Here is a 22,311-nt window from a genome sequence, read left to right as displayed (position 1 = left end):
AAATGATTTACATTTAATGTCATTAACAAAGTGAAAAATTTAACACATAAGTCACATCAGATATACATAAATAATTGAGAATATGTAGAACACATGAGGCTTTGAAAACGATATTTTCAAAGTGAAAAAAAACTAAAAAAACTAAAATGCTAATAACCCAAAAAATAATAAATGAACTCACCTATAACATTATTGGTGCTTGTATAGAAGTTCACAAATTAGTAGGCCCCGGTTTGTATGAAGTAGTATATCATAAATGCCTTGAAAAAGAATTTATTTTAAGAAATATAAGTTTCAAATCAGAGCTAGAAATTCCTTTTAATTATAAAGGAGAACAAATAGATTGCAAAGTGAAATGTGATTTTTTAATTGAAAATTTAATCGTATTAGAATTAAAATCCGTGAATGACATTCATAATATTCATAAGGCACAAACCATGAATTATATGAACTTATTACAAGTTCCTAAAGCAATATTAGTTAATTTTAATGTTTACAATTTATATAACGAAGGAACGGAAACTTTTGTTAGTAGAAATTTTGAAAATTTACCTAGATGAAAATCTTTGATTTTCAACTCATGTGCTCTAAATATTTTCAAAAAAACTAAACTCTAATATGACTAATGTGTTAAAATAGAAATAAATAGAAATGAAAACAATCCATCCATCAGAATTATCACCAACGCAAGTGCAAATGATTTTGCAAACGGCTGTTTCTCCGCGACCTATTGCACTGGCTTCTACCATAGACAAAAACGGAAATGTGAATCTTTCGCCGTTTAGTTTTTTTAATTTATTTAGTTCTAATCCACCGATTCTGATTTTTTCTCCTGCGAGAAGAGTTCGAGATAATTCTACAAAAGACACCCTTCATAATGTGCTAGAAGTTCCAGAAGTGGTGATTGGAAATGTGAATTTTGATATGGTTCAGCAAGTTTCACTTTCATCTACAGAATATGAAACAGGTGTAGATGAATTTATTAAATCTGGATTAACTAAAAAACCATCAGAATTGGTAAAACCACCACTCATTGCAGAATCACCCGTGAATTTTGAATGTAAAGTCATCGAAGTAAAACCACTTGGAAACGAAGGTGGCGCTGGAAATTTAGTCATCTGCGAAGTTTTAAAAATTCACATTAGAGAAGAGTTTTTAAATGAAGAAGGAAATTTAGACCAAAAGAAACTGGATTTAGTTTCTAGATTGGGCGGAAACTGGTACGGAAGAACAAGTGCAGAAACACTATTCGAAGTTCCAAAACCATTGGTTACGAAAGGAATTGGCTTTGATCAATTGCCTTCAGAAATTAGAAATTCTAAAATTTTCACAGGAAATGATTTAGGAATGTTGGCGAATGTAGAACAACTACCTGAAGGAAATTTCTCCGCAGATGAAAATTTACATCTAGAAGCGCAAAAACTGCTTTTAGAAAGCAAAATAGAAGAAGCTTGGAAAGTTCTTTTAAAATAAATTTTGGCTAAATCCAAAGAGGAATTAAAAATTAGGCGGACTAAAGTCCGCCTTTGTTATAGAATTATTTTTTCAAAAATTTAATACAATCATTCGCTACAGCATTCAGCAAAGTGGGTAATTTAAAATCTAACCAAGGTTCTTTGGCTCCAAAAGTATGATTGCCTTTTTCTACTAGAATTAACTCTGAGTTTACAACCCAAGAATGTAAATTTTCGGCAGCAGAATAGGGAACTGCTTCATCTTCTGAACCGTGAATAATTAAGAAATTTCCTTTAAAATTTTTAGCAGCATTTTCTACAGAAAATCTATCTTCGTTTGCTAAGTAATCTTCTAAAAACTGAATATGATGAGGCATTTGTTGCTTGGTTCGGCTGTTGTAATTGTAGTAAACGCCTTGATTTTTCCATTCTTCTAATTTTTCACCAACAGGAAATCTTTTCAGCGTGTCTACACTTGCTAATGTGATGAGATTTTTGATTTTAGAATTTTCTGAGGCAGAAATAATGGAAATTCCGCCACCTCTAGAATGTCCGATTAAAGTAATATGTTCTGCATCTACTCGATTATCTTTGCTAAAATGCTCTATTACGAAATTTAAATCGCTCAATTCCTTAGAATAATTATTCTGTGCGAAACTTTCTAAATCTGCAAAATCACTCGGATTATCAAGCGAAGTTCCATTATGCGAGAAATTAAATTTCACGAAATAAAATCCGTTTTTAGCAAACTTTTCCGCCATCAAATTCCAAGCGCCCCAATTTTTATAACCTTTGTAACCATGAGCAAAAATCACGAGTGGTAATTTCCCTTCTTTTTCTGGAACAAAAGCATCAACCAAAAAAGATTTGGTTGCAGGATTTTCTAAAACGATATTTTTTTCTACTGTAAATTTCATAGTTGTAAATTTATAAAAATATGAAGCAACACCCCGTCAAAATTTTGTCAAATTTTGCCACCCCTCTAAAAGAGGGGAACAAAAAACCACCGAAAATTCGGTGGTTTCTGATTATTCTAATCTTTTATTTTTTATGATTTCTAGATTTTTGACGGTTCCAACTGGCGCTATTTTTATGTTTTTATTCCCTTTTGAAAAATAAAAATAATAGACACTATTGTTATCGACCAAGTGAACTACTTCTGATTCTCCAGAGTTATAATTGAGTTTATAATTATATTTTAAATCACCTTTCATGGCATTATTTGCTTCGAATCTACCTTCTGCAAAACCTATTCCTACAAAAAAGGAAGCCATTGTAAAAATCATAATACTTGCTACTTTTTGGTAAAAATCATGGATGGTAAAATCTTCTTTGCGCTTATTTTTGCCCATGAAATTTTGAAATAATTTTTCATTTTTTGAGTTGTAAGCGTATTTTAGTAAAGCGTAATAGCCTCCAATAAACACGATGAATAATACAAAAATCAATGGATGAGACATTAAATCTGCAATGGGACTCAAAAGAACGTCCATCAAGGTGGAATATTTCAAAATATTAATCCCCAATTGAAAAAAATGAATACTCTCTTTAATAATTCCAAGAATGACTAAATATAAATAACCTAAAGGCAAATACGTTTGAAGATTTTCAAGATTTTTCATGAGAGAATTGCATTTTTAATATTTCAAATATAATTTTTTTCGTCAGAATAAAAAAACCACCGAAAATTCGGTGGTTTTATAGCCCTGATTGAGCGGTATGTTTGAGCTCTTTTTCTGCGGCGGCTTCGCCGCCGCAGAAAAAAGCGAGTAGCGAAAGCAGGATGAAGCTTCTCAATCCCTACTTTATACTTTTACCAGATTTTAATTCTGTCTTCTGGTTTTTTGTAATGTTTGTCGCCTTCTTTTACGCCAAATGCTTTATACCAAGCTTCTGTGTTTACCAGCGGACCAAATGCTCTGTACATTCCTGGAGAATGCGAATCTGTTTTCACTTGGTTGATGTAGAATTTCTCCGTTCCTTTGGTTCTCCAAACGGTTGCCCAACTTAAGAAAAATCTTTGATTTTGGTCAAATCCACTTATTTTACCTGGATTTCCTTTGTCTTTAAGGTACATTTGAAGTGCATCAAAAGCGATATTTACACCACCTAAATCTGCAATATTTTCTCCCATAGTAAATTTACCGTTTACGAAACTTCCTTTTACTGGTTCGTAAGCAGAATATTGAGCATCTAACTTCGCTGTAGCGGCTTCAAATTTCTTTCTGTCTTCGTCTGTCCACCAATTGTTAAGGTTTCCATCTCCGTCAAATCTAGAACCACCATCGTCAAATCCGTGAGAAATTTCGTGACCGATTACTGCTCCAATTCCTCCAAAATTTACAGCAGGATCTGCTTTGAAATCAAAGAATGGCGCCTGTAAAATTCCAGCAGGGAAAACGATTTCATTATTAGAAGCACTGTAATATGCATTTACGGTTTGAGGAGTCATTCCCCATTTTGTTTTATCTACTTTTTTACCAATTTTTTCTAAATTTTTCTCATAATTCCAAGTCGTGATGTTTTGTCTGTTTTGGAAATATGAATCTGGACTTACCGTTAATTTAGAATAATCTTCCCATTTATCTGGATAAGCGATTTTCACTTTGAATTTTGATAATTTATCCAATGCTTTCACTTTAGTCTCATCACTCATCCAATCAAGGTTTGAGATATGCTCGTGGTAAGCTTTTTTAAGATAATCTACCATAGTTACCATTTCTTCTTTCGCTTCTGCAGGGAAATATTTTTCTACATATAATTTACCGAAAGCTTCACCCAAAATACCATTGACTACTTCCAGTCCACGCTTGTTCATGGCACGTTGTTCTTTTTGACCTTGAAGGAATTTTCCGTAAAAATCAAAACGCATATCGTCTAGTTTTTTGTCTAAAACTCCTGCGTTTCCAGAAAGCATGTGGTATTTCATGTAATCTTTTAGCAGAGGAAGATTCGCTTCGTTCACGAAAGCATCAAAGTTTTTAAAATATCCTAGTTCACCAAGAATTACTCTATCGGTTTTTACGCCAACTTGATTTAAATATCCTACTAAATCTACATTTTTAACCAAACCAGAAAGTTCTGAAACAGTTTTAGGATTGTAACGCTTATTGGCATCTCTTCCTTCTTCATTGGTTAATAAAGTTTTTGCTAATCTCTTTTCTAAATCTACAATTTTAGCTGCAGTTTCATTTGCATTTTGATACCCCAAAACTGTCAACATGCTCGAAACATATTTGGTGTATTCTGCAAGAGTTTTGGTATTGGCTTCGTTTTCTTTTTGATAGTAATCTTTTCCTAAACCTAAAGCTGGACCGCCAAGATAAATTGCATTATCATTAGACGCTTTAAGGTCTGCTCCTACTCTCCACATATAGAAAATATTATCACCATTTGGAGTAACTTCTACCAAATATTTTTGTAAATCTGCTACCGTTTTAATAGCATCAATTTTCGCTAAATCTGCTTTTATTGGGTTAATTCCGTCTGCATTTCTCTTGTCCCAATTCATGAAAGAAGAGTACAAATCTTGAATTTTTTTGCCTTCTGTTCCTTCTGCATATTTTTCATTCAAAATATTATTCAAAATGGCTAAAGAGTTTTCGTCTGTTTTCTCACGAAGTTCATTAAAACTTCCCCAACTTGCTTTGTCCGAAGGAATTTCTACTGTTTTTACCCAGTTTCCGTTTACATAAGTGAAGAAATCATCTTGTGGACGAACTGAAGTATCCATAAATTGAAGAGCAATTCCGTTTTCTGGTAATTGTTTTTGTGATGCACATGAACTTACTGTAAGCACAGCAGCTGCAGCCATCACTAGAAAAGGTACCTTTTTCATATGAAGTTATTTATTATTTTTTAAGGTCATATGCAATCGCTGAACATTCGTTGATGTTTGTATTTTTCAACACGGCGATTTCATATATAGTTCATTATTAATTGTTCAAATTTAATAAAATCATCAGTTTTATTATGATTAGTTGATAAAAATTTGAATTTGTTTCAATAGACTTCATAAATAATAAAAAACCACAGAAAATTCTGTGGTTTTGAGGTTTTTATGTTGAGAAAAATTTGGTTTCTTACCAGATTTTGATTCTTTCTTCTGGTTTTTTATAATGTTGGTCGCCTTCTTTCACTTCGAATGCGTTGTAGAATGCTTCTACATTTACCAACGGACCAAAAGCTCTGTATAAACCTGGTGAATGTGGATCTGTTTTCACCTGATTAATCATGTATTTTTCTGTAGATTTAGTTCTCCAAATGGTTCCCCAACTTAAGAAAAATCTTTGGTCTTGGTTGTAACCACTGATTAATCCTGGATTTCCTTTGTCTTTAAGATACATTTGTAGTGCGTCATAAGCAATGGCAACTCCACCTAAATCTGCAATATTTTCACCATTGGTAAATAAACCGTTTACGAAAGTTCCTTTTACTGGTTCATATTTGCTGTATTGTTCTGCTAATTTTTTTGTCGCTTCTTCGAAGTTCTTTTTATCAGCATCAGTCCACCAATTTTTAAGGTTTCCGTCTCCATCGAACATTGCTCCAGAATCATCAAATCCGTGAGAAATTTCGTGACCAATTACTGCTCCGATTCCTCCAAAATTCACGGCAGGATCTGCTTTGAAATCAAAGAATGGCGCCTGTAAAATAGCAGCTGGGAAAACGATTTCGTTATTTACCGGATTGTAATAAGCATTTACCGTTTGAGGAGTCATTCCCCACTCTTTTTTGTCCACTTTCTTGCCTACTTTATCTAATTCTTTTTGGTAAGCCCAGTTAGAAACATTTTTAAGATTTCCGTACAATGTTCCTCCTTCGTTTTTAGAAAGCACTTGTAATTTAGAATAGTCTTTCCACTCATCTGGATAACCTACTTTTACGGTGAATTTTGATAATTTATCTAAAGCTTTCGTTTTGGTTTCATCACTCATCCAAGAAAGATTAGAAATATGCTGAACGTAAGATTTTTTAAGATAATCAATTAAAGTTACCATTTCGGCTTTTGCTTCGGCAGTAAAATATTTATCTACATATAATTTACCGAAAGCTTCACCAAGAACACCATTAATGGTAGAAAGTGCACGTTTGTTCATCGCGCGTTGTTCTTTTTGTCCGCTCAAAGTTCTTCCGTAGAAATCAAACTGTAAATCGTCCAATTTTTGGTCTAAAACAGAAGCGCTTCCGTTCAATAATTTCACTTTTAAGAAATCTTTGATGAATGGTAAATTTTTAGCATTCAAAAATTTATCTAAATTTTTATAATACTCTAATTCACCGATGATTACTCTGTCTGTATTTACACCAGCGTTCTTAAGATAAGATGGTAAATCTACATTTTTCACTAAAGATTTTAACTCTGACAACGTCTTCGGATTGTATTGAAGATTAGCATCTCTAATTTTTTCATTAGGGATTAAAGTTTGAGCGGCAGTTTTCTCAAAGTCAACTACTTTTTGAGCTGCAACTTCAGGATTTTTATATCCTAAAACCGTGTATAATTTGGTTAAATAATCTTTGTATTGACCGATGGTTTTAGTATTTTCTTCATTATCTTTTTGATAATAATCTCTTCCTAAACCAAGGTTTACATCTCCCATGTAAACTGCATTATCCGTAGAATTTTTAAGGTCTGCGTAAACTCCCCATCCATAAAATGGATTATCTCCAGTTTTGGTAGCTTCTACTAAATATTTTTGTAAATCTGCCATCGTTTTAATGGCGTCAATTTTCGCTAAATCACCTTTAATAGGAGCAATTCCGTCTGCATTACGCTTATCCATATCCATATAAGTAGCATAAATATCTTGAATTTTTTGACCTTCAGTTCCTTTAGCGTAAGTTTCTTTCAATAAATTGTCTAAAATTTTAAGAGAATTCAAATCTGTTTTTTCTCTTAATTCATTGAAACTTCCCCAACTTGCTTTATCCGCAGGAATCTGAGCAGTCTTCATCCAAGTTCCGTTTACATAGTTGTAAAAATCGTCTTGCGGACGAACAGATTTGTCCATCAGTTCAATGGCAATTCCGTTTTCTGGAAGTTCTGCTGGTTTTAATTCTTCGATTGGAGCAGGTGTAGGTTCTGTAGTTGCTTGTTTCTGAGTGCCACAAGAATCTAAAATGAGCATTCCTGAAAAAGCCAACACAGCGATTGATATTTTTTTCATGTATATATGATTAATTAATGATGAATAAGTACAAATTTATAAGAAATTGTTACGTTTTAAAATCAAAAAAGCCAAAGTTTAAAACTCTGGCTTAGATTTATTTATTTGAAAGTGATCTTTCCGCCTAAAACATTTTTGGTATTTCTGTCTTTGGGAGAACCATAGACGTCTATATTTCCGCCTGCTCTAGTTGTGGCATTAAGAATTTTAGAAGCATTTACTTCTGCAAATCCACCTGCATTTGCAGTGATGGTAACGGTTTCAGAATCCAAATCTCTTCCGTAAAATTGTGCGCCAGAATTCACCAAAACATCTTGAATCTCTGCGGTTCCAGACACATTAATGATTCCACCAGAATTGGCTTTAGAATTTAATAAATTCACATCTACTTGTAAATTTAGCGTAGAACCTTCGTTGGAAGTAATGCTGAGCATTTTGCTATCAATTGTTCCATCAGAAGTAATTTTAGAACCTTGACTGGCTTGAATTTCATTTATATCTTCATAGAAAACAGTCACTTCAGATTTGTCGCCTTGCATAAGCTTAGTAGGAATCATTCTGATTTTGAGTTCCCCATTTTTATTGACAATTTCCACATCTGGATCATCACCTTTTACCTGAATTTTATTTTCGCTGGATTTTACAAGGGTTACATTAATTCTATCATAAACCTTTACTGCGCTGAAATCTCCAAAATTTTTGGAAGTTTGAGAGTATGCAACCTGAGATAAAACTACAAGGAAGCCAAAAATTATTTTTTTCATTCTACATTATTTTAAAGATATAACAAGTGAAAGCTAGATTTTATTACATATGTAATAAAAATTTATCTCGTTCCTTTTCGTTTAAACTTCAAACCATATAAATATAAGTCTGGAATATGATATCTTTTATCTTCATTATTTGTTTTAGTTTTGGAATAAGCCTTATATTCTTTTAAAACACCTATATCAGATAACTTTACAATAATTTCATTTGAATTTTCACTGAGTTCTTCTAAAGCACTTTCCAAATCTTTTTCATTCATTGGAGTTCTACCATCAGGAACCTTTTTAAACAAATTATTAAAAACATTAACTAGTTCAGGATACTCTTCTCTCAATTCTTCTACTTGTGCTGGAGAAACTTTTTCTTCAAGAGCTTTTTCAATATTTTTAGAACGAATTAATCTGTCTTTAGGATGATCTTTTTCTTGTAACTCGAAATTTGAACTTTCACTAAACAATTTGATTAAAGTTCTTGGATGAATTTTATTGTTTGTATCCTCAATATGAATTCTAATCCAATTATAAGGATAAGCTTTATTATTTCCTCCCATATTTTTTCCAAATATCTGATCTAAAATAGATTTATGCTCACTTTCATTTGTTAAATTTGGAATACTACCCAAAGTTGGATCTTCTGAATCAAATTTAAGATCATTAAACAATAAAGATGATTTATTTTGTTCATAAATTCGCTTCCATACTACATTTAAAAGTTGGTCATACTCCCATTCAATTTTTTGAGAATAATTTAGAATCTTTACTTTATCCGTAACATCTTTTACTTCTCTGGTAAAAATATCATTTCTTAAGAAAATCTTTGACTTTAAATTACTTAAACGATTAATATTTTCGTAATAAAAACTCACCAAAGCACTAACCATTTTTCCTCTAACATCATTTTCTATTGGTAATCCTGCATCTAAATGATCATAAACAATTATAAAAAATTGATTATTTTTTTGTAACTGATTATTAACTTCATATAATATTTGCATTAACTTTTCAGCAATATTCTCTTCCTTTGCTAAGTTCTTTAAATCTATTACTGAAGATGTTTTTATATTAGAGATTATTTCGTTGTAGTTAGATGATTTTAAAATTTCAACATCTAAAGTTCTAATTAATAAAATAATCCAATAATTTCTAAATTCAGTAAGCGTGAAATCTTTTAAAGATTCAAAATTTGTTTTATCAGGAAAGTCTGTTTTATCTTTTTCAAAACCAATTATCCATTTTGTGTTTTCAATCTCTTGAGAGCTAATATCGCAATATTTAGCTAATGCTTCGGCATAATTTTGATGAGACAAAACAGAAAACAATGCTGTCTTGCCAACTCCTTTTTCTCCTAAAATCAAAAATTTATCTTTTTCAAAAATATATTTATAATCTTTTCTAGGATAAAATTTTAGTTTTAAATCTTCTTCAGTAATAAACTCATTTTCCGATGTCCCAGTTTGTATTCCTACAATTGAATCTAATAATTCTTTATTATTAAAAGAAATTGAATTATCTGGTTCAATGATTTCATTTGAATCATTAATTACTAAATTAACAATTTCTTGATAAGGATTATTAACACTATCTATTAAGCTTGATAATTTTTTGTTATTATTTAAAATAAGCGCATTTTGATTATATGGTATATTAATTGGAAAATGATCTGCTGTTTCATCATTCTGAGAAGGGAATGTATCCTTATCATAAAAATATTTTAAAAATATATCATAACTTTTTTCAACAAAAAATCCAGTTTCTTCTTCTGCTAATTGAACATCAGCAGGAACTGGAGAATTTACTAAATAAAATTTAATTCCATTATTATTTAATTTCTTCAATTCAGGTAAAATACTTTCCAACCCAAACATATTTTGTTGATTACCATAAAATAAAAGGAAAATATTCTGTGCATATCGATTAAAAACCAAGCCTCCTACATCATTTATTCCTGTCCGAGTATCTATTAAAATATGATCTGGTTTTAGTTTTTCTTCCATTTTTTTCAAGAAAATATCAGGTGCATAATCTTTTCCTAAACCAAAACGGATATTCGCTTTTGACAATTTATTAATATAATTAATTGAATTTTCACTATTTGTAGCTATTGCTGGTACAATAAATAATTCTCCACCATTACTTCCAACTAATGCTTGTTCATTTTTTCTAAAATAATAATCATCTAAATTTATTTTATTAAAATCTCTTTTGTTAAATTCAAAATCTATTAAAAAATCAACAAAGCCATTTACAGACAATAATTCTTCGGCATTATCACTACGATTTGCAAAAATAGAAGCCAATCCAGGCGCTTCTAAATCAAAATCAACAATCATTACTTTTTTTCCTTGTCGTGCAAGTAATAACGCAGATAAAACAGTTGCAGTAGTTCTTCCAACTCCTCCTTTAAAAGAATAAAAAGAAGTAACGGGTGTGTTAAGTTCATATTTTTCATTTATAAACCAATTGGTATTCTCAATATGTCTTTCCGAAAAGTATACATTAGAAGTTCCTTCAACTAATTGACTTGTTTTCTCCAAATCATTCACTATGAATAAATCTTCATTTGATGAAATTTTCTCTATTGTATCTATAGAATCTTGAAATTCATTAGTTATCTCTTCTTTAAATTTATCTATTTCTTTTTTTGAAATAATATAAATTGCAAAACGTGAAAATATATTTCTAACTAAAAAACATTTCTCAAAAGAATTATTTTTTAATCTTCCTATTATGTCATTTTTTATAGTATCAAAATTGCTCATTACTTTAATTATTAAATTAATATATGTCCATCGATTCTCATTTGTGCTAAAGTTTGCATCGCAACTAAAATTTCAATTTGATAATCTTGAGCAATGACATCAGTCCATTCGCTTGCAACATTTGAATATCTTCTATTTGGATTCCATTTAGTAGCTCCTATTGTTATTTTTCCGAAATTTATTTTTAAATCTTTAATGTATGATGAATAGCTAGAATGATTAAAAATATATAAAAACTCTTTGTTCATCTCTTTCAAATCATGACCAAACGTTTTTAGTTCACTAGAATTAACCCCATAAGAAAGACCAATGATAACTTTAGCATAACATTCAATTACATATCCTGAAAGATAACAAGAATTATGATACTCTTTATTATCAAATAAAATTTTTGAAGATTTTTGCATTCGTTGAGCCGTCTCAAAATAGTTATCCATATTAAGTTATTTCAATATGCTAATTTATTAATTAAAATTTAATTGATTACTTAAACGCTCACCTATTTTTTTCTTTCACCAAAATCTGAATTAAATCCTGCAAAACTTTCTGCGAAACAAAATTCATGAAATCTTTGCGCTCTAAATGAGGAAGATACAATCTGAAAGTTTTTTCAAAATCTTTTACTCTAATCGAATAAAAAACAGTGCCGATTTCTGAATTAAACTCATCTGAATTTGGTCCTGCAACACCAGTGGTAGAAAGTGCAATATCTGTTTTAAATAATTCCTGACAACCCAAACTCATCGCTTGCGCAACTTCTGCTGAAACTACCGTTTTCTCTTTGATTAAATCTTCTGAAACACCTAAAATCTCCGTTTTTTTTTGCGTTTGATAAGTACAAGTTCCACCTAAAAAATAATTAGAACTTCCAGAAACACTTGTAATTAAGTGTGATAATTCTCCACCTGTACAACTTTCGGCAGTAGAAATCGACAAATTTCTAGAAATTAAAAAATCGTGTAAAATTTCTTCTATTTTGTCACCATTTTCAGAAATAATATGCGCTTTCAGCAATGGTCTAATTTTAGAAATTTCTTCTTCTAATTGAATTTCCAAAGCATCTAAATCCTTTCCTGAAGCCGTTAATTTCAACTTCACTCTATTGGCGATTGGCAAATACGAAAGTGAAAAATTTTTAGGCAAATTCAGTTCCCAGTCTTCTAAAGCGTCAGACAATAAACTTTCTGGATAATTCACCACAGAAACGGTTTTAATTTTCAAAAAATTAGATTCAAATTCTTTTTGTAGATAAGGAATAATTTGGTCTTTAACTAGAGGCTTCACTTCATAAGGAACACCAGGAAGACAAATCGCTATTTTGCCGTTATCTTCTACCATTAAACTCGGTGCAGTTCCATTATGATTTTGGAAAACTTTAGCCTTAGAAAGAATCATGGCTTGTTCTCTGTTTCTTTCGATAATTTCTAACCTTCCAATGCGTTCTAATCTGGTTTTCAGATGCTGAAAAGTTTCTTCGTCATAAACGATTTCATCATTGAAAAATTCACAAAAAGCTTTCTTGGTTTTATCATCTTTAGTCGGGCCAAGTCCGCCTGTTGTAATCACCAAATCAGTCAATTGAAAGGCGTTTTGTAATGTATTTTTAATAATTTCTATTTCATCTGAAATGGTAAAAATCTGCGAAACAGAAATCCCAATTTTTGATAATTCTTTTGCAATAAAATTAGAGTTAGTATCTACTGTAGTTCCAGACAGAACCTCGTTTCCTATCGTAATAAGGACAGCGTTTTTCATAAAAATTTCAAGTTTCGAGTTCCGAGTTCCGAGTTACCAAATGCGAATCTCATAACTCGAATCCCGTAACTCAATTAATGAATATGCTTTTCTGCGTGATAAGAACTTCTAACCAAAGGTGAACTTTCTACATGACGGAAACCTAACTGTTCCGCAAAAATTCTATATTCTTCAAACTCTTCCAATTCTACAAAACGTTTTACAGGAAGGTGATTTTTGGTTGGCTGTAGATATTGCCCAATCGTAATTACATCTACATTCGCATTTCTCACATCCTGAATGGTTTCAAAAACTTCTTCTTTGGTTTCACCCAAACCGAGCATAATTCCTGTTTTGGTACGGTTTTGTCCTGCTTCTTTTAAATATCTTAAAACTTCTAAAGAACGCTCGTACTTTGCCTGAATTCTCACTTCTCTGGTTAATCTTTTTACGGTTTCCATGTTGTGAGAAATCACTTCTGGCGCTACTTCTACCAATCTATCGATATGTTTGTGAATTCCTTGAAAATCTGGAATCAGCGTTTCCATAGTTGTTCCCGGAGAAATTCTACGAACTGCATTTACAGTTTCTGCCCAAATGATAGAACCCATATCTTTCAAATCGTCTCTATCAACCGAAGTAAGCACCGCGTGTTTTATTTTCATTAATTTAATAGAGCGTGCTACTTTTTCAGGTTCGTCCCAGTTTACATCAAGTGGTTTACCTGTTTTCACTCCACAGAATCCACAACTTCTGGTACAGATATTTCCTAAAATCATAAAAGTGGCGGTTCCTTCTCCCCAACATTCGCCCATGTTTGGACAAGAACCACTTTGACAAATGGTGTTCAGTTTATATTTATCAACCAAAGTTCTGAGTTCTCTGTAATTTTTTCCTGTAGGAAGTTTTACACGAATCCATTTTGGTTTATTGGTAGTGGTATCTTGAATTTGATTTTCCATAAATATCTAAAATTTTTCTCGCAGATTAAGCTGATTCGGCTGATTTCATCTGCTCAATCTGCACAATCAGCGAGAGATTTTACTCATTTTCGTTTAACAATTCTGCCAAAACTTTTTTGGCTCTCATAATTCTTACTTTGGTATTGGCAACAGAAAGATTGAGTTCTTCTGCAATTTCTTTGATGCTTTTTTCTTCAAAAAATCTCAAATGAATAATTTTTTGATAATTGTGGTCCATTTTGGCAACCGCATCGATGATTTTTTTCTCTTCCTGCACAGAAATCATAATTTCTTCAGGAGATTTTTCGAATTGATTTTTAAAATCCTGAAAACCGTCCATAGTTTCTTCGGTTTCCCGATTTTTTTTGCGCCAATAATCAATTACTGTGTTTTGAGCGATGGTAAGAACCCAAGTTTTAAACTGAAAATTCTCATCATACAAATCTAATTTTGCCAATACTTTAGAAAAAACAGAAACCGTCAATTCATCTGCGGCGTTTTCATCATGAACTTTTTTCATCACAAAAGAAAAAACGTCTGTCCAAAATTGATTAATCAGTTTAGTTTGTGCTTTCTGATTCTTCTCTTTGGCCAAAAAGATGAGTTGTAAAAGTTCTGGTTTTTCCATTGCAAATGCAAAGATAAGGAATTTGTGAGAGCCAAATAAAAAGAGCTAAGTAAAAAATGATTAGATTTTGTCTATAAGATTTATGGCGCGAGCATTTCGACCTGCTCAATATAAACTTCACGAGCGTCGATTGTTTCCAAAGTAAATAAACCTTCAAGGATTTTAAATCCTTGAAGGTTTGAATAAACAACCTTTAAGAAAAGTGAAAAGAAAAACTGACCGCGAATTTTAGCCACGATTGCAGCATTGTTTGAGCTCTTTTAATTTTTTTTGAGGATTGAGCTTTGGCGAAAAATTAAAAAGCGAGTGCGGAAAGCGTGCCTGAAAGTGAAAAAATACAGAACCGTGTGCTCATAAAATTACACCCACGATTCCTGAATAGCTTTTGCAATAAGCTCTGGAACTGTTTCACAACCAGATTTTGCAAGAATGTTTTTTCGGTGTGTATCTACTGTATACTTTGAAATATGTAATTTTTGTGAGATTTCTTTTGAACTTTTGCCTAGTACAACGAGTTCGAGTATCTGTTTTTCTCTAGAAGTGAAAATTTCATCAGAAGGAATAAAAATAAGCCTATCTACAGCAACATTATAATACGAAGGCTCTCCTTCTAATCCTAAAAAAGAAAGCCCCGAGGGTTTATTATCTCTTTTTAAATATGAAATATCGGTATGAACTCCTAAAGTTCTTATCACCGCTCCATTTTCATCACTCTGAATGGTTACAACTTGTTGAAGAATCCATTTATAGTTCCCAAAAAAATCTTTTAAACGATAATCATAAGTTACTTTATACTTGAGTACTTTTTCTGGAGGCAATTGCTCAAAAAATTTCGTAACAGCATGCTCATGTTCTATAAATCGTTTTCTATCTTGAGGATGAATATTTTCAAAAATATATTCTGCAGTAATGGGTTCAGAAACACCTAAAACATCCTTAACTTCTTCGCTCATCCATTCTATAGTTGCAGTAGCAGCATTGAAAATATAGTAATAGTAATGCCCAAAATGAAACAAATTAAACATTTTTTTATCTACTTCAAGCTCAAAATTAGAAACGTCTAAACCATCATGAAATTTTGAAATTTTATTCCAAGTTTTTCTCATGACATCAAATTTAATTATTTCTTTTGCCATAGTCGTGATGTATAAAAACTTTAAATTATATATTCGAAATTAAAAATGAAAACCAATCAACATTTCAATAAAAAACATAATAATTAATCAATATAAAAACAATAAAATCAATATAAATATAATAAAATTGTCTTATTAATGAAAAATTAATTATAAAAATACCTACTATTAGGTATTTTTTTTTGAAATCAAAACAGCCAACTTTGTGAAAATTATATCTTAATTCTACTTAATTCTCATTTTTCTATCAAAATAAAACAACAAGTATGAAAATCCTCAATTCCTTAAAACTATCACTTGCGTTATACTTAATAATTACCTGTTTACAAAATTGTGCTGCGCCACAAAACAGTGTGAACCAAAGAAGTAATTATTTAAATATGCTCAATGAGCAAATGAAAAACAACTCTAACAAAAACAATCCTAACAATTCATCTGGAAGTGCTGCAGGACCAGTAAGAACAAATTAAATTACTTAGAAATAAAAAAACATTTAAACAAAAGACTATGAAGAAAATTATTTTTTTTAAAATTGCTTTTAGCATACTCGTTTTTTCGCTGATTCTCCACAATTGTGGCGCAAAAAAAATGACTAGTATTATTCAAGTAGACCTAGCTCCAGCAGTTACTCCAGATGCTAAGGAACTTACAAGAGTAACTGATGATAATTTACAAAATTTCTTTCCAGTTCTTAGTCCAGACGGAAAAAAATTACTATACCACACGATAGACCCTAGCCAAACTGGCTCTAAAAGATCTCATATAGATCTTAAAACTATTGGCACACAAGGAACTACTCCACTACTTACAGAAGGTTGCATGTTCCCCTCTTGGATGGCAGACAGTAAAGGATTCTACTTTACTTATGCTGTACCTTCTAAACCAGTAATTGCAAAATCCAGAATTGACCAAGGAGGAATAAATTATGTGTCTGCTAATTCTAATGGTGATGATGATTATTCTGCTTCTTTTTTAAAAGCAACTAATAAAATATTATTTAGCACTAAAATAGGAACAGACTATCAACTTTGCACTATGGATCCTAGCGGATTAAATTTTACGTTATTAGGAGCGGGAGATTCTCCGAATCCACACCCAAATAATAAAGAGTTCCTCTTTAGTAAAAAAGTGGGTAACTTTTCTCAAATTTTCATCTACAATTTGGAAACTGGTCAGCAAACCCAACTAACGAGTGGAGATTTTGATTATGTTCATCCTAAATACGCGCCAGACGGAAAATGGATTGTATTCAGTAAACGAGAAAAAAATAAATCAGGAACACAAATCTCATCTCATATCTTCTTGATGGATGTAAATGGAGGAAATGTAAAACAACTTACCACAGGAAATACCTGGAATGCTACACCATCTTTTGGAGTTGATGGATCTATCTATTTCAGTTCAAATGCTGGAAATAGCGATACAAAAAGAAGTTGGGATAATTTTGATATTTGGAGATTGATCCCCAACCTTTAAAACGTAACATAATTATAATTTAAAATCCTGCAGTAAATTCTGTAGGATTTTTTCATATCTCACCTTCAAACAAGAACCCAATTCCTACAAATTTCCTATCTTTGCCATTCAAAATTTTTAAGAAAATGAACGCTTTTATTGAAGAACTAAAATGGCGCGGTTTGTACGCTGATATGATGCCCGGAACGGGTGAACAACTGAATAAGGAAATGACTACTGCTTATATTGGTTTTGATCCTACCGCAGATTCACTTCACATTGGGAGTTTAATTCCGATAAAAGTTTTGGCACATTTTCAGCAACACGGTCACAAACCGATTGCTCTAGTTGGTGGTGCAACAGGTATGATTGGCGACCCTTCTGGAAAATCTTCGGAGAGAAATTTATTAGATGAGGCTACGCTTAATCATTATGTAGATTGCATAAAAGGTCAACTTTCTAGATTTTTAAATTTTGAAGGAAATGAACCAAATAAAGCGGAATTGGTGAACAATTACGATTGGATGAAAACGTTTACGTTTTTAGATTTCGTGCGTGATATCGGGAAGCATCTTACCGTAAATTATATGATGGCGAAAGATTCTGTGAAAAAACGTTTCTCTGGCGAAGCTGGAGTTGACGGAATGAGTTTTACAGAGTTTACCTACCAATTATTACAAGGTTACGACTTCTTACATTTATACAAAAATAACGGAGTAAAACTACAAATGGGAGGTTCTGACCAATGGGGAAACATTACCACAGGTACAGAATTAATCCGTAGAAAAGCGCAAGGCGAAGCTTTTGCATTAACCGTTCCATTAATCACTAAAGCTGACGGTTCTAAATTCGGGAAATCTGAAGCGGGAGAAAATTATTGGTTAGACGCCAAGAGAACCTCTCCGTATAAATTTTACCAATTCTGGTTGAATTCTTCTGATGTTGATGCTGAAAGATTCATTAAATACTATACTTTTTTACCAAAAGAAGAAATAGAATCTTTGGTTGAAGAGCACCAAACTGCTCCACATGAAAGAAAATTACAGAAAAAATTAGCTGAAGAAGTTACGATTTGGGTTCATGGAAAAGCAGAATACGAAAAAGCATTAAAAGCTTCTGAAATCCTTTTCGGCAGAAGTACTGCAGAAGATTTGGTGAGTTTAGATGAAGGATTATTCTTACAAATTTTTGATGGAGTTCCACAAGCGGAAGTTGCAAAACCTGAAGTTTTAGGAAGCAACATTATCGATTTGTTATCAGAAAAATCTGGTTTCTTAAAATCTAAAGGCGAAGCAAAACGCGAATTACAAGGAAATGCTATTTCTGTAAACAAAGAAAAAGTAAAAGACGATTTCGTAGCTGCTGAAAAAGATTTAATTGACGGCAAATTTTTACTGCTACAAAAAGGTAAAAAACAATATTTCATTGTTAAAGCCATCTAGAATAAAATTTACAACGCTATACATAGTTAAATAAATTATAAAAACACGCTCTAGAGCGTGTTTTTTGTTATCATTCATTTTTCAAATGTCTACATTTGCCCCTTTATAAATTCTTATTAATGGTTATTATTATTTTCATCATCGTCCTATGGTATTCAGGACTATTTTTTCAAACTTTTTTCCTTCATCGTTACGCAGCACATCAAACCTACACCATGTCTAAATTTGGTGAAAAACTGTGTTTTATTCTTACTTGGATTACCCAAGGTTCTAATTATCTTTCAGCGTATGGATATGGTGTTATGCACAGAATGCATCACGCTTTTGCAGATACAGAAAAAGACCCACATTCTCCAAAATACGACCCTAATCCACTGGCAATGATGTGGAGAACGAAAAACGTTTATCAACAAATCAACAAACAAAAAATTGCCATCGAAGAAAAATTTACGAAAAACGTTCCTCAGTGGAAATCATTCGACAAGTTTGCCAGTTCATGGTACTCAAGAATTGGTTGGGGAGCTTTCTACACCGTATTCTTTATTATTTTTTCTGAATATTGGTGGCATTGGTTATTATTACCTGTGGCTATTTTAATGGCTCCAATCCACGGAATGATTATCAATTGGTTTGGCCATATTTACGGATATGTCAATTTCAAAGTGAACGACACTTCTAAAAATTTATTCCGTTTTGATTGGCTAATGCTTGGTGAAGGCTACCACAATAATCATCATAAATTCGGCGGAAGAGCTAATTTCGGAGGAGTGAGATGGCACGAAATAGATGTCACGTACATGATTATGTTGCTCTTAGAAAAATTAGGTTGGATTAAAATGAACCGAGTGATGGCAACTCCAAAAAGAGAAATCTAAATTTCACAAAATAGAAAACACGCAGATTTGCGTGTTTTTTTTATCTAACCAAACCTTCAAGGATTTAAAATCCTTGAAGGTTTTTCTACACCTCAATCGTAGTGGTATTTTTCACTTCGGCAATCATAAAAGAACTGTGCGTGGAACCAATGTGCTGTAAAGTAGTGAGTTTAGTCACCATGAAATTTCTATATTCTTCCATGTTTTTTACACAGATTTTTAAGATGTAATCATAATCGCCACTCACGTGGAAACATTCCGTTACTTCTGGCAATGTCATAATCTCTTTTTCAAACTGTAACACGTATTCTTTCTTGTGCTGCGTTAATTTCACATGACAGAGCACGATGAAATTTTTCTCCACCTTATGTTTATCAATCAGCGCCACATATTTAGAAATGACGCCTTGCTTTTCTAATTTTTTGATGCGTTCATAAACCGCTGTCACAGACAAATCTAACTTGTGAGACAATTCTTTAGTTGTTTGTTTGCTGTCTTCCTGAAGAAAATAGAGTAATTTTTTATCAATTGAGTCCAGTTCCATAGATTATTTTTTGGCAAAAGTTTACAAAAATCAAATATAATCATAAATTTTTCTATTAATTTAAAACTTAGCAGATTTATTTTCTATAATTAAAAATAATCATTGTAAAAAAGTTGGAATTTTTAGAATTTTATTACCAGAAATTTTCTTTTCCTCAATCCTAAAGGACGGAAAATTTCTTACATTAACATTCAATATTATGGAAAATTTCGATGCAGCAAATGCCATTCAAGACTTACAATACTTCGGGGAATTCGGTGGTGTAAATCCTTCAATTTCTGATAGTTCTACTTATACTTTCTTATCTGCAAAAACCATGTTCGATACTTTCGAAGGCAATGCAGAAGGTTGCTATTTGTACTCCAGACATTCATCTCCGATGAATTTATATTTGGCTCAAGCTTTAGCAAAAATGGAAGGAACAGAAGCAGCGAACGTTACCGCATCTGGAATGGGCGCAATTACTTCTACTCTACTTCAAATCTGTAAAAGTGGTGACCACATTGTTTCAGCCAGAACGATTTATGGTGGAACTTACGCATTTTTGAAAAACTTCCTGCCACCTTTTAACATTGAAACAAGTTTTGTAGACATCAATAATTTTGAAGCAATAGAAAACGCCATCAAACCTAATACGAAGGTGATTTATTGTGAAAGCGTGAGCAATCCTTTATTAGAAGTAGCAGACTTGAGAAAACTATCTGAAATTTGTAAAAAACATAATTTAAAGCTGATTGTTGACAATACGTTTTCTCCGTTGCAGATTTCGCCTATACATCTAGGTGCAGATATTGTGATTCACAGTTTAACGAAATTCATCAACGGAAGCAGCGATACAGTTGGCGGCGTTTATTGCGCATCTCAACAATTTATAGACGAAACCAAAAATGTAAATAACGGAAGTTGCATGCTTCTCGGTCCAACAATGGACAGTTTTCGTTCGGCAAGTATTTTGAAAAACTTAAGAACTTTGCATATCAGAATGAAAAAACACAGCGAAAATGCAATGTATCTCGCTGAAAGATTCGAAAAAGATGGTCTGAAAATAAATTATCCTGGTTTAAAATCTCACAGAAATCATGAACTTATGAAATCTATGATGCACCAAGAATATGGTTTTGGTGGTTTATTAACCTTGGACGCTGGAACCGTAGACAAAGCCAATGAATTGATGGAAATGATGCAACAAGAAAACTTAGGCTACCTTGCCGTAAGTTTAGGTTTTTATAAAACATTATTCTCTTGCAGCGGAAGTTCTACCTCATCTGAAATTCCTGAAGAAGAAAGAATTTCCATGGGACTTTCTGATGGATTGATTAGATTTTCAATTGGTTTAGACCATGACATTGAAAGAACTTACCAAAAAATGAAAGCTTGTATGGTGAAAGTGGGGATTTTGATGTGATAATTTGATGATGCGATAATTTGGCGATGTGATGATGCGATAATTTGGTGATTTTTCGTTCCGTAGGAACGCAATTTCCATCTTCATTCATCTAAAAAAATAATTTTGATAATTTATAAAACTGACCTTGTGTCAGTTTTTTTTATTTGGCAAAATATTGGTAAAGTGAAAAGAAACGGAAGCCAGTTTATAGCCCAGATTGAAGCGAAAATCCTTTTTTTTTGAAAAAAGATTGCAGCGGAAAGCTGGACTGCGTTTGAAAGAATTTACAAAACGTCTTGCTCCTTTTCAAAATTTAAAAAATTATCTTTGCAATATGGATTTACAATTTATCGTAAGAGAACCCGAAAATATTACGCCAAATACTCAACTTTTGGTAATGATTCATGGTTATGGAAGTAATGAAGAGGATTTATTTTCTTTTCGTCATGATTTGCCAGAAGATTGGATCATCGTGAGTTATAGAGCTCCAAAAATGACCGATTATAATGGTTTTTCTTGGTACGACATTGATTTTAACGATGCTGAAAAATTTATAGATGTAGAACAGGCGGTAGATTCTATGAAAGCGATTATGAAATCTATTGACAATCTAAAACATCATTATCAGTTAGAAGGAAAAACCAATATGATGGGATTTTCGCAAGGCGGAATTCTTACGTATGCCATGACGCTTACTTATCCAGAATATTTTCAGAAAATTGCTTGTTTAAGTGCATATCCAGAACCCAAAATCCTTAAAAACATTAAAGGTAAAAAAGAGATTCAGCATCTTAGATTTTTTATTTCACACGGAACTGAAGACGCTGTAATCCCATTAGATTGGGGAAGGAAAGCAGCAGATTTCTTGTATGAATTAGGTGCATTTTTCACTTTTAGAGAATACATGAACGGACATGGCGTGAATCAAAAAAATTACATGGATTTAATTAACTTCTTTAAATCATAAAAAAGGTGTTTCTGACTTAGAAACACCTTTT

20 protein-coding genes are annotated in these 22,311 nt (G+C 32.1%); 8 read left to right on the top strand and 12 right to left on the bottom strand.

The genetic code is table 11. The features are described from left to right. Positions 1 to 146 precede the first annotated feature (146 nt). Positions 147 to 560: a GxxExxY protein gene (locus QO190_RS04470; protein ID WP_371461968.1), complete on the top strand. Its 414-nt coding sequence runs from the start codon at positions 147 to 149 to the stop codon at positions 558 to 560. Positions 561 to 651: 91 nt separating this feature from the next. After that, the gene (locus tag QO190_RS04465) at positions 652 to 1,473 is read left to right on the top strand and encodes a flavin reductase family protein (protein WP_371461967.1); all 822 of its coding nucleotides are present in this window, start codon (positions 652 to 654) and stop codon (positions 1,471 to 1,473) included. A 64-nt stretch (positions 1,474 to 1,537) separates the two neighbouring features. Here QO190_RS04465 and QO190_RS04460 read toward each other — a convergent pair whose 3' ends face one another. The 11 genes from QO190_RS04460 to QO190_RS04410 form a co-directional block, all read right to left on the bottom strand. Next, positions 1,538 to 2,371, bottom strand: coding sequence for an alpha/beta hydrolase family protein (locus tag QO190_RS04460; protein WP_371461966.1), 834 nt, complete (start codon positions 2,369 to 2,371; stop codon positions 1,538 to 1,540). Positions 2,372 to 2,482: 111 nt separating this feature from the next. Then, the gene (locus QO190_RS04455; RefSeq protein ID WP_371461965.1) at positions 2,483 to 3,076 is read right to left on the bottom strand and encodes a hypothetical protein; all 594 of its coding nucleotides are present in this window, start codon (positions 3,074 to 3,076) and stop codon (positions 2,483 to 2,485) included. A 191-nt stretch (positions 3,077 to 3,267) separates the two neighbouring features. After that, a complete protein-coding gene (locus QO190_RS04450; RefSeq protein ID WP_371461999.1) occupies positions 3,268 to 5,268 on the bottom strand; it encodes a M13 family metallopeptidase in 2,001 nt (666 codons plus the stop codon). A gap of 268 nt (positions 5,269 to 5,536) precedes the next feature. Next, the gene (locus QO190_RS04445; protein WP_371461964.1) at positions 5,537 to 7,624 is read right to left on the bottom strand and encodes a M13 family metallopeptidase; all 2,088 of its coding nucleotides are present in this window, start codon (positions 7,622 to 7,624) and stop codon (positions 5,537 to 5,539) included. Between the two features lie 101 nt (positions 7,625 to 7,725). Continuing rightward, a complete protein-coding gene (locus tag QO190_RS04440) occupies positions 7,726 to 8,388 on the bottom strand; it encodes a head GIN domain-containing protein (protein WP_371461963.1) in 663 nt (220 codons plus the stop codon). Positions 8,389 to 8,450: 62 nt separating this feature from the next. Then, positions 8,451 to 11,150 carry a ParA family protein gene (locus QO190_RS04435; RefSeq protein ID WP_371461962.1) on the bottom strand — a complete coding sequence of 900 codons (2,700 nt, stop codon included), beginning with the start codon at positions 11,148 to 11,150 and terminating at the stop codon, positions 8,451 to 8,453. Positions 11,151 to 11,161: 11 nt separating this feature from the next. Beyond that, positions 11,162 to 11,587, bottom strand: coding sequence for a hypothetical protein (locus QO190_RS04430; protein WP_371461961.1), 426 nt, complete (start codon positions 11,585 to 11,587; stop codon positions 11,162 to 11,164). A gap of 58 nt (positions 11,588 to 11,645) precedes the next feature. Beyond that, complete coding sequence (locus tag QO190_RS04425) at positions 11,646 to 12,905, bottom strand: CinA family nicotinamide mononucleotide deamidase-related protein (RefSeq protein ID WP_371461960.1); 1,260 nt, start codon at positions 12,903 to 12,905, stop codon at positions 11,646 to 11,648. 74 nt (positions 12,906 to 12,979) lie between these two features. Then, on the bottom strand, positions 12,980 to 13,846 hold the full coding sequence (lipA, locus tag QO190_RS04420; RefSeq protein ID WP_213196629.1) for a lipoyl synthase: 867 nt from the start codon (positions 13,844 to 13,846) through the stop codon (positions 12,980 to 12,982). A gap of 79 nt (positions 13,847 to 13,925) precedes the next feature. Beyond that, positions 13,926 to 14,474: an RNA polymerase sigma factor gene (locus QO190_RS04415; RefSeq protein WP_069797158.1), complete on the bottom strand. Its 549-nt coding sequence runs from the start codon at positions 14,472 to 14,474 to the stop codon at positions 13,926 to 13,928. A gap of 359 nt (positions 14,475 to 14,833) precedes the next feature. Then, positions 14,834 to 15,610: a LuxR C-terminal-related transcriptional regulator gene (locus QO190_RS04410; RefSeq protein ID WP_371461959.1), complete on the bottom strand. Its 777-nt coding sequence runs from the start codon at positions 15,608 to 15,610 to the stop codon at positions 14,834 to 14,836. Between the two features lie 266 nt (positions 15,611 to 15,876). On the opposite strand from QO190_RS04410, the gene QO190_RS04405 reads away from it, so the two are divergent. The 4 genes from QO190_RS04405 (at position 15,877) to QO190_RS04390 (ending at position 19,382) form a co-directional block, all read left to right on the top strand. Continuing rightward, positions 15,877 to 16,080, top strand: a complete 204-nt coding sequence (locus tag QO190_RS04405) for a hypothetical protein (RefSeq protein ID WP_371461958.1) — start codon at positions 15,877 to 15,879, stop codon at positions 16,078 to 16,080. Between the two features lie 118 nt (positions 16,081 to 16,198). Further along, positions 16,199 to 17,086 (top strand): DPP IV N-terminal domain-containing protein, encoded by an 888-nt coding sequence (locus tag QO190_RS04400; RefSeq protein ID WP_165785729.1) that lies wholly within the window; start codon positions 16,199 to 16,201, stop codon positions 17,084 to 17,086. A gap of 125 nt (positions 17,087 to 17,211) precedes the next feature. Further along, positions 17,212 to 18,507 carry a tyrosine--tRNA ligase gene (gene tyrS, locus QO190_RS04395; protein ID WP_371461957.1) on the top strand — a complete coding sequence of 432 codons (1,296 nt, stop codon included), beginning with the start codon at positions 17,212 to 17,214 and terminating at the stop codon, positions 18,505 to 18,507. Between the two features lie 119 nt (positions 18,508 to 18,626). Next, positions 18,627 to 19,382 carry an acyl-CoA desaturase gene (locus QO190_RS04390; protein WP_213189708.1) on the top strand — a complete coding sequence of 252 codons (756 nt, stop codon included), beginning with the start codon at positions 18,627 to 18,629 and terminating at the stop codon, positions 19,380 to 19,382. A gap of 85 nt (positions 19,383 to 19,467) precedes the next feature. Here the strand turns inward: QO190_RS04390 and QO190_RS04385 are convergent, their stop codons facing one another. Beyond that, positions 19,468 to 19,926 carry an Lrp/AsnC family transcriptional regulator gene (locus QO190_RS04385; protein ID WP_069797161.1) on the bottom strand — a complete coding sequence of 153 codons (459 nt, stop codon included), beginning with the start codon at positions 19,924 to 19,926 and terminating at the stop codon, positions 19,468 to 19,470. A gap of 199 nt (positions 19,927 to 20,125) precedes the next feature. Here QO190_RS04385 and QO190_RS04380 point away from each other — a divergent pair, with 199 nt between their 5' ends. Both QO190_RS04380 and QO190_RS04375 read left to right on the top strand, forming a co-directional pair. Next, entirely contained in the window at positions 20,126 to 21,331 is a 1,206-nt protein-coding gene (locus QO190_RS04380; protein WP_371461956.1) for an aminotransferase class I/II-fold pyridoxal phosphate-dependent enzyme, read from the top strand. Between the two features lie 316 nt (positions 21,332 to 21,647). Continuing rightward, positions 21,648 to 22,280: an alpha/beta hydrolase gene (locus QO190_RS04375; RefSeq protein ID WP_069797163.1), complete on the top strand. Its 633-nt coding sequence runs from the start codon at positions 21,648 to 21,650 to the stop codon at positions 22,278 to 22,280. Positions 22,281 to 22,311 lie beyond the last annotated feature (31 nt).

Origin of the sequence: Cloacibacterium sp. Arc13, assembly GCF_041431305.1 — a bacterium.
Lineage (GTDB): Bacteria > Bacteroidota > Bacteroidia > Flavobacteriales > Weeksellaceae > Cloacibacterium > Cloacibacterium caeni_B.
Note: the sequence above shows the minus strand (reverse complement) of the source record. Positions and strands in the feature narration are given on the sequence as shown.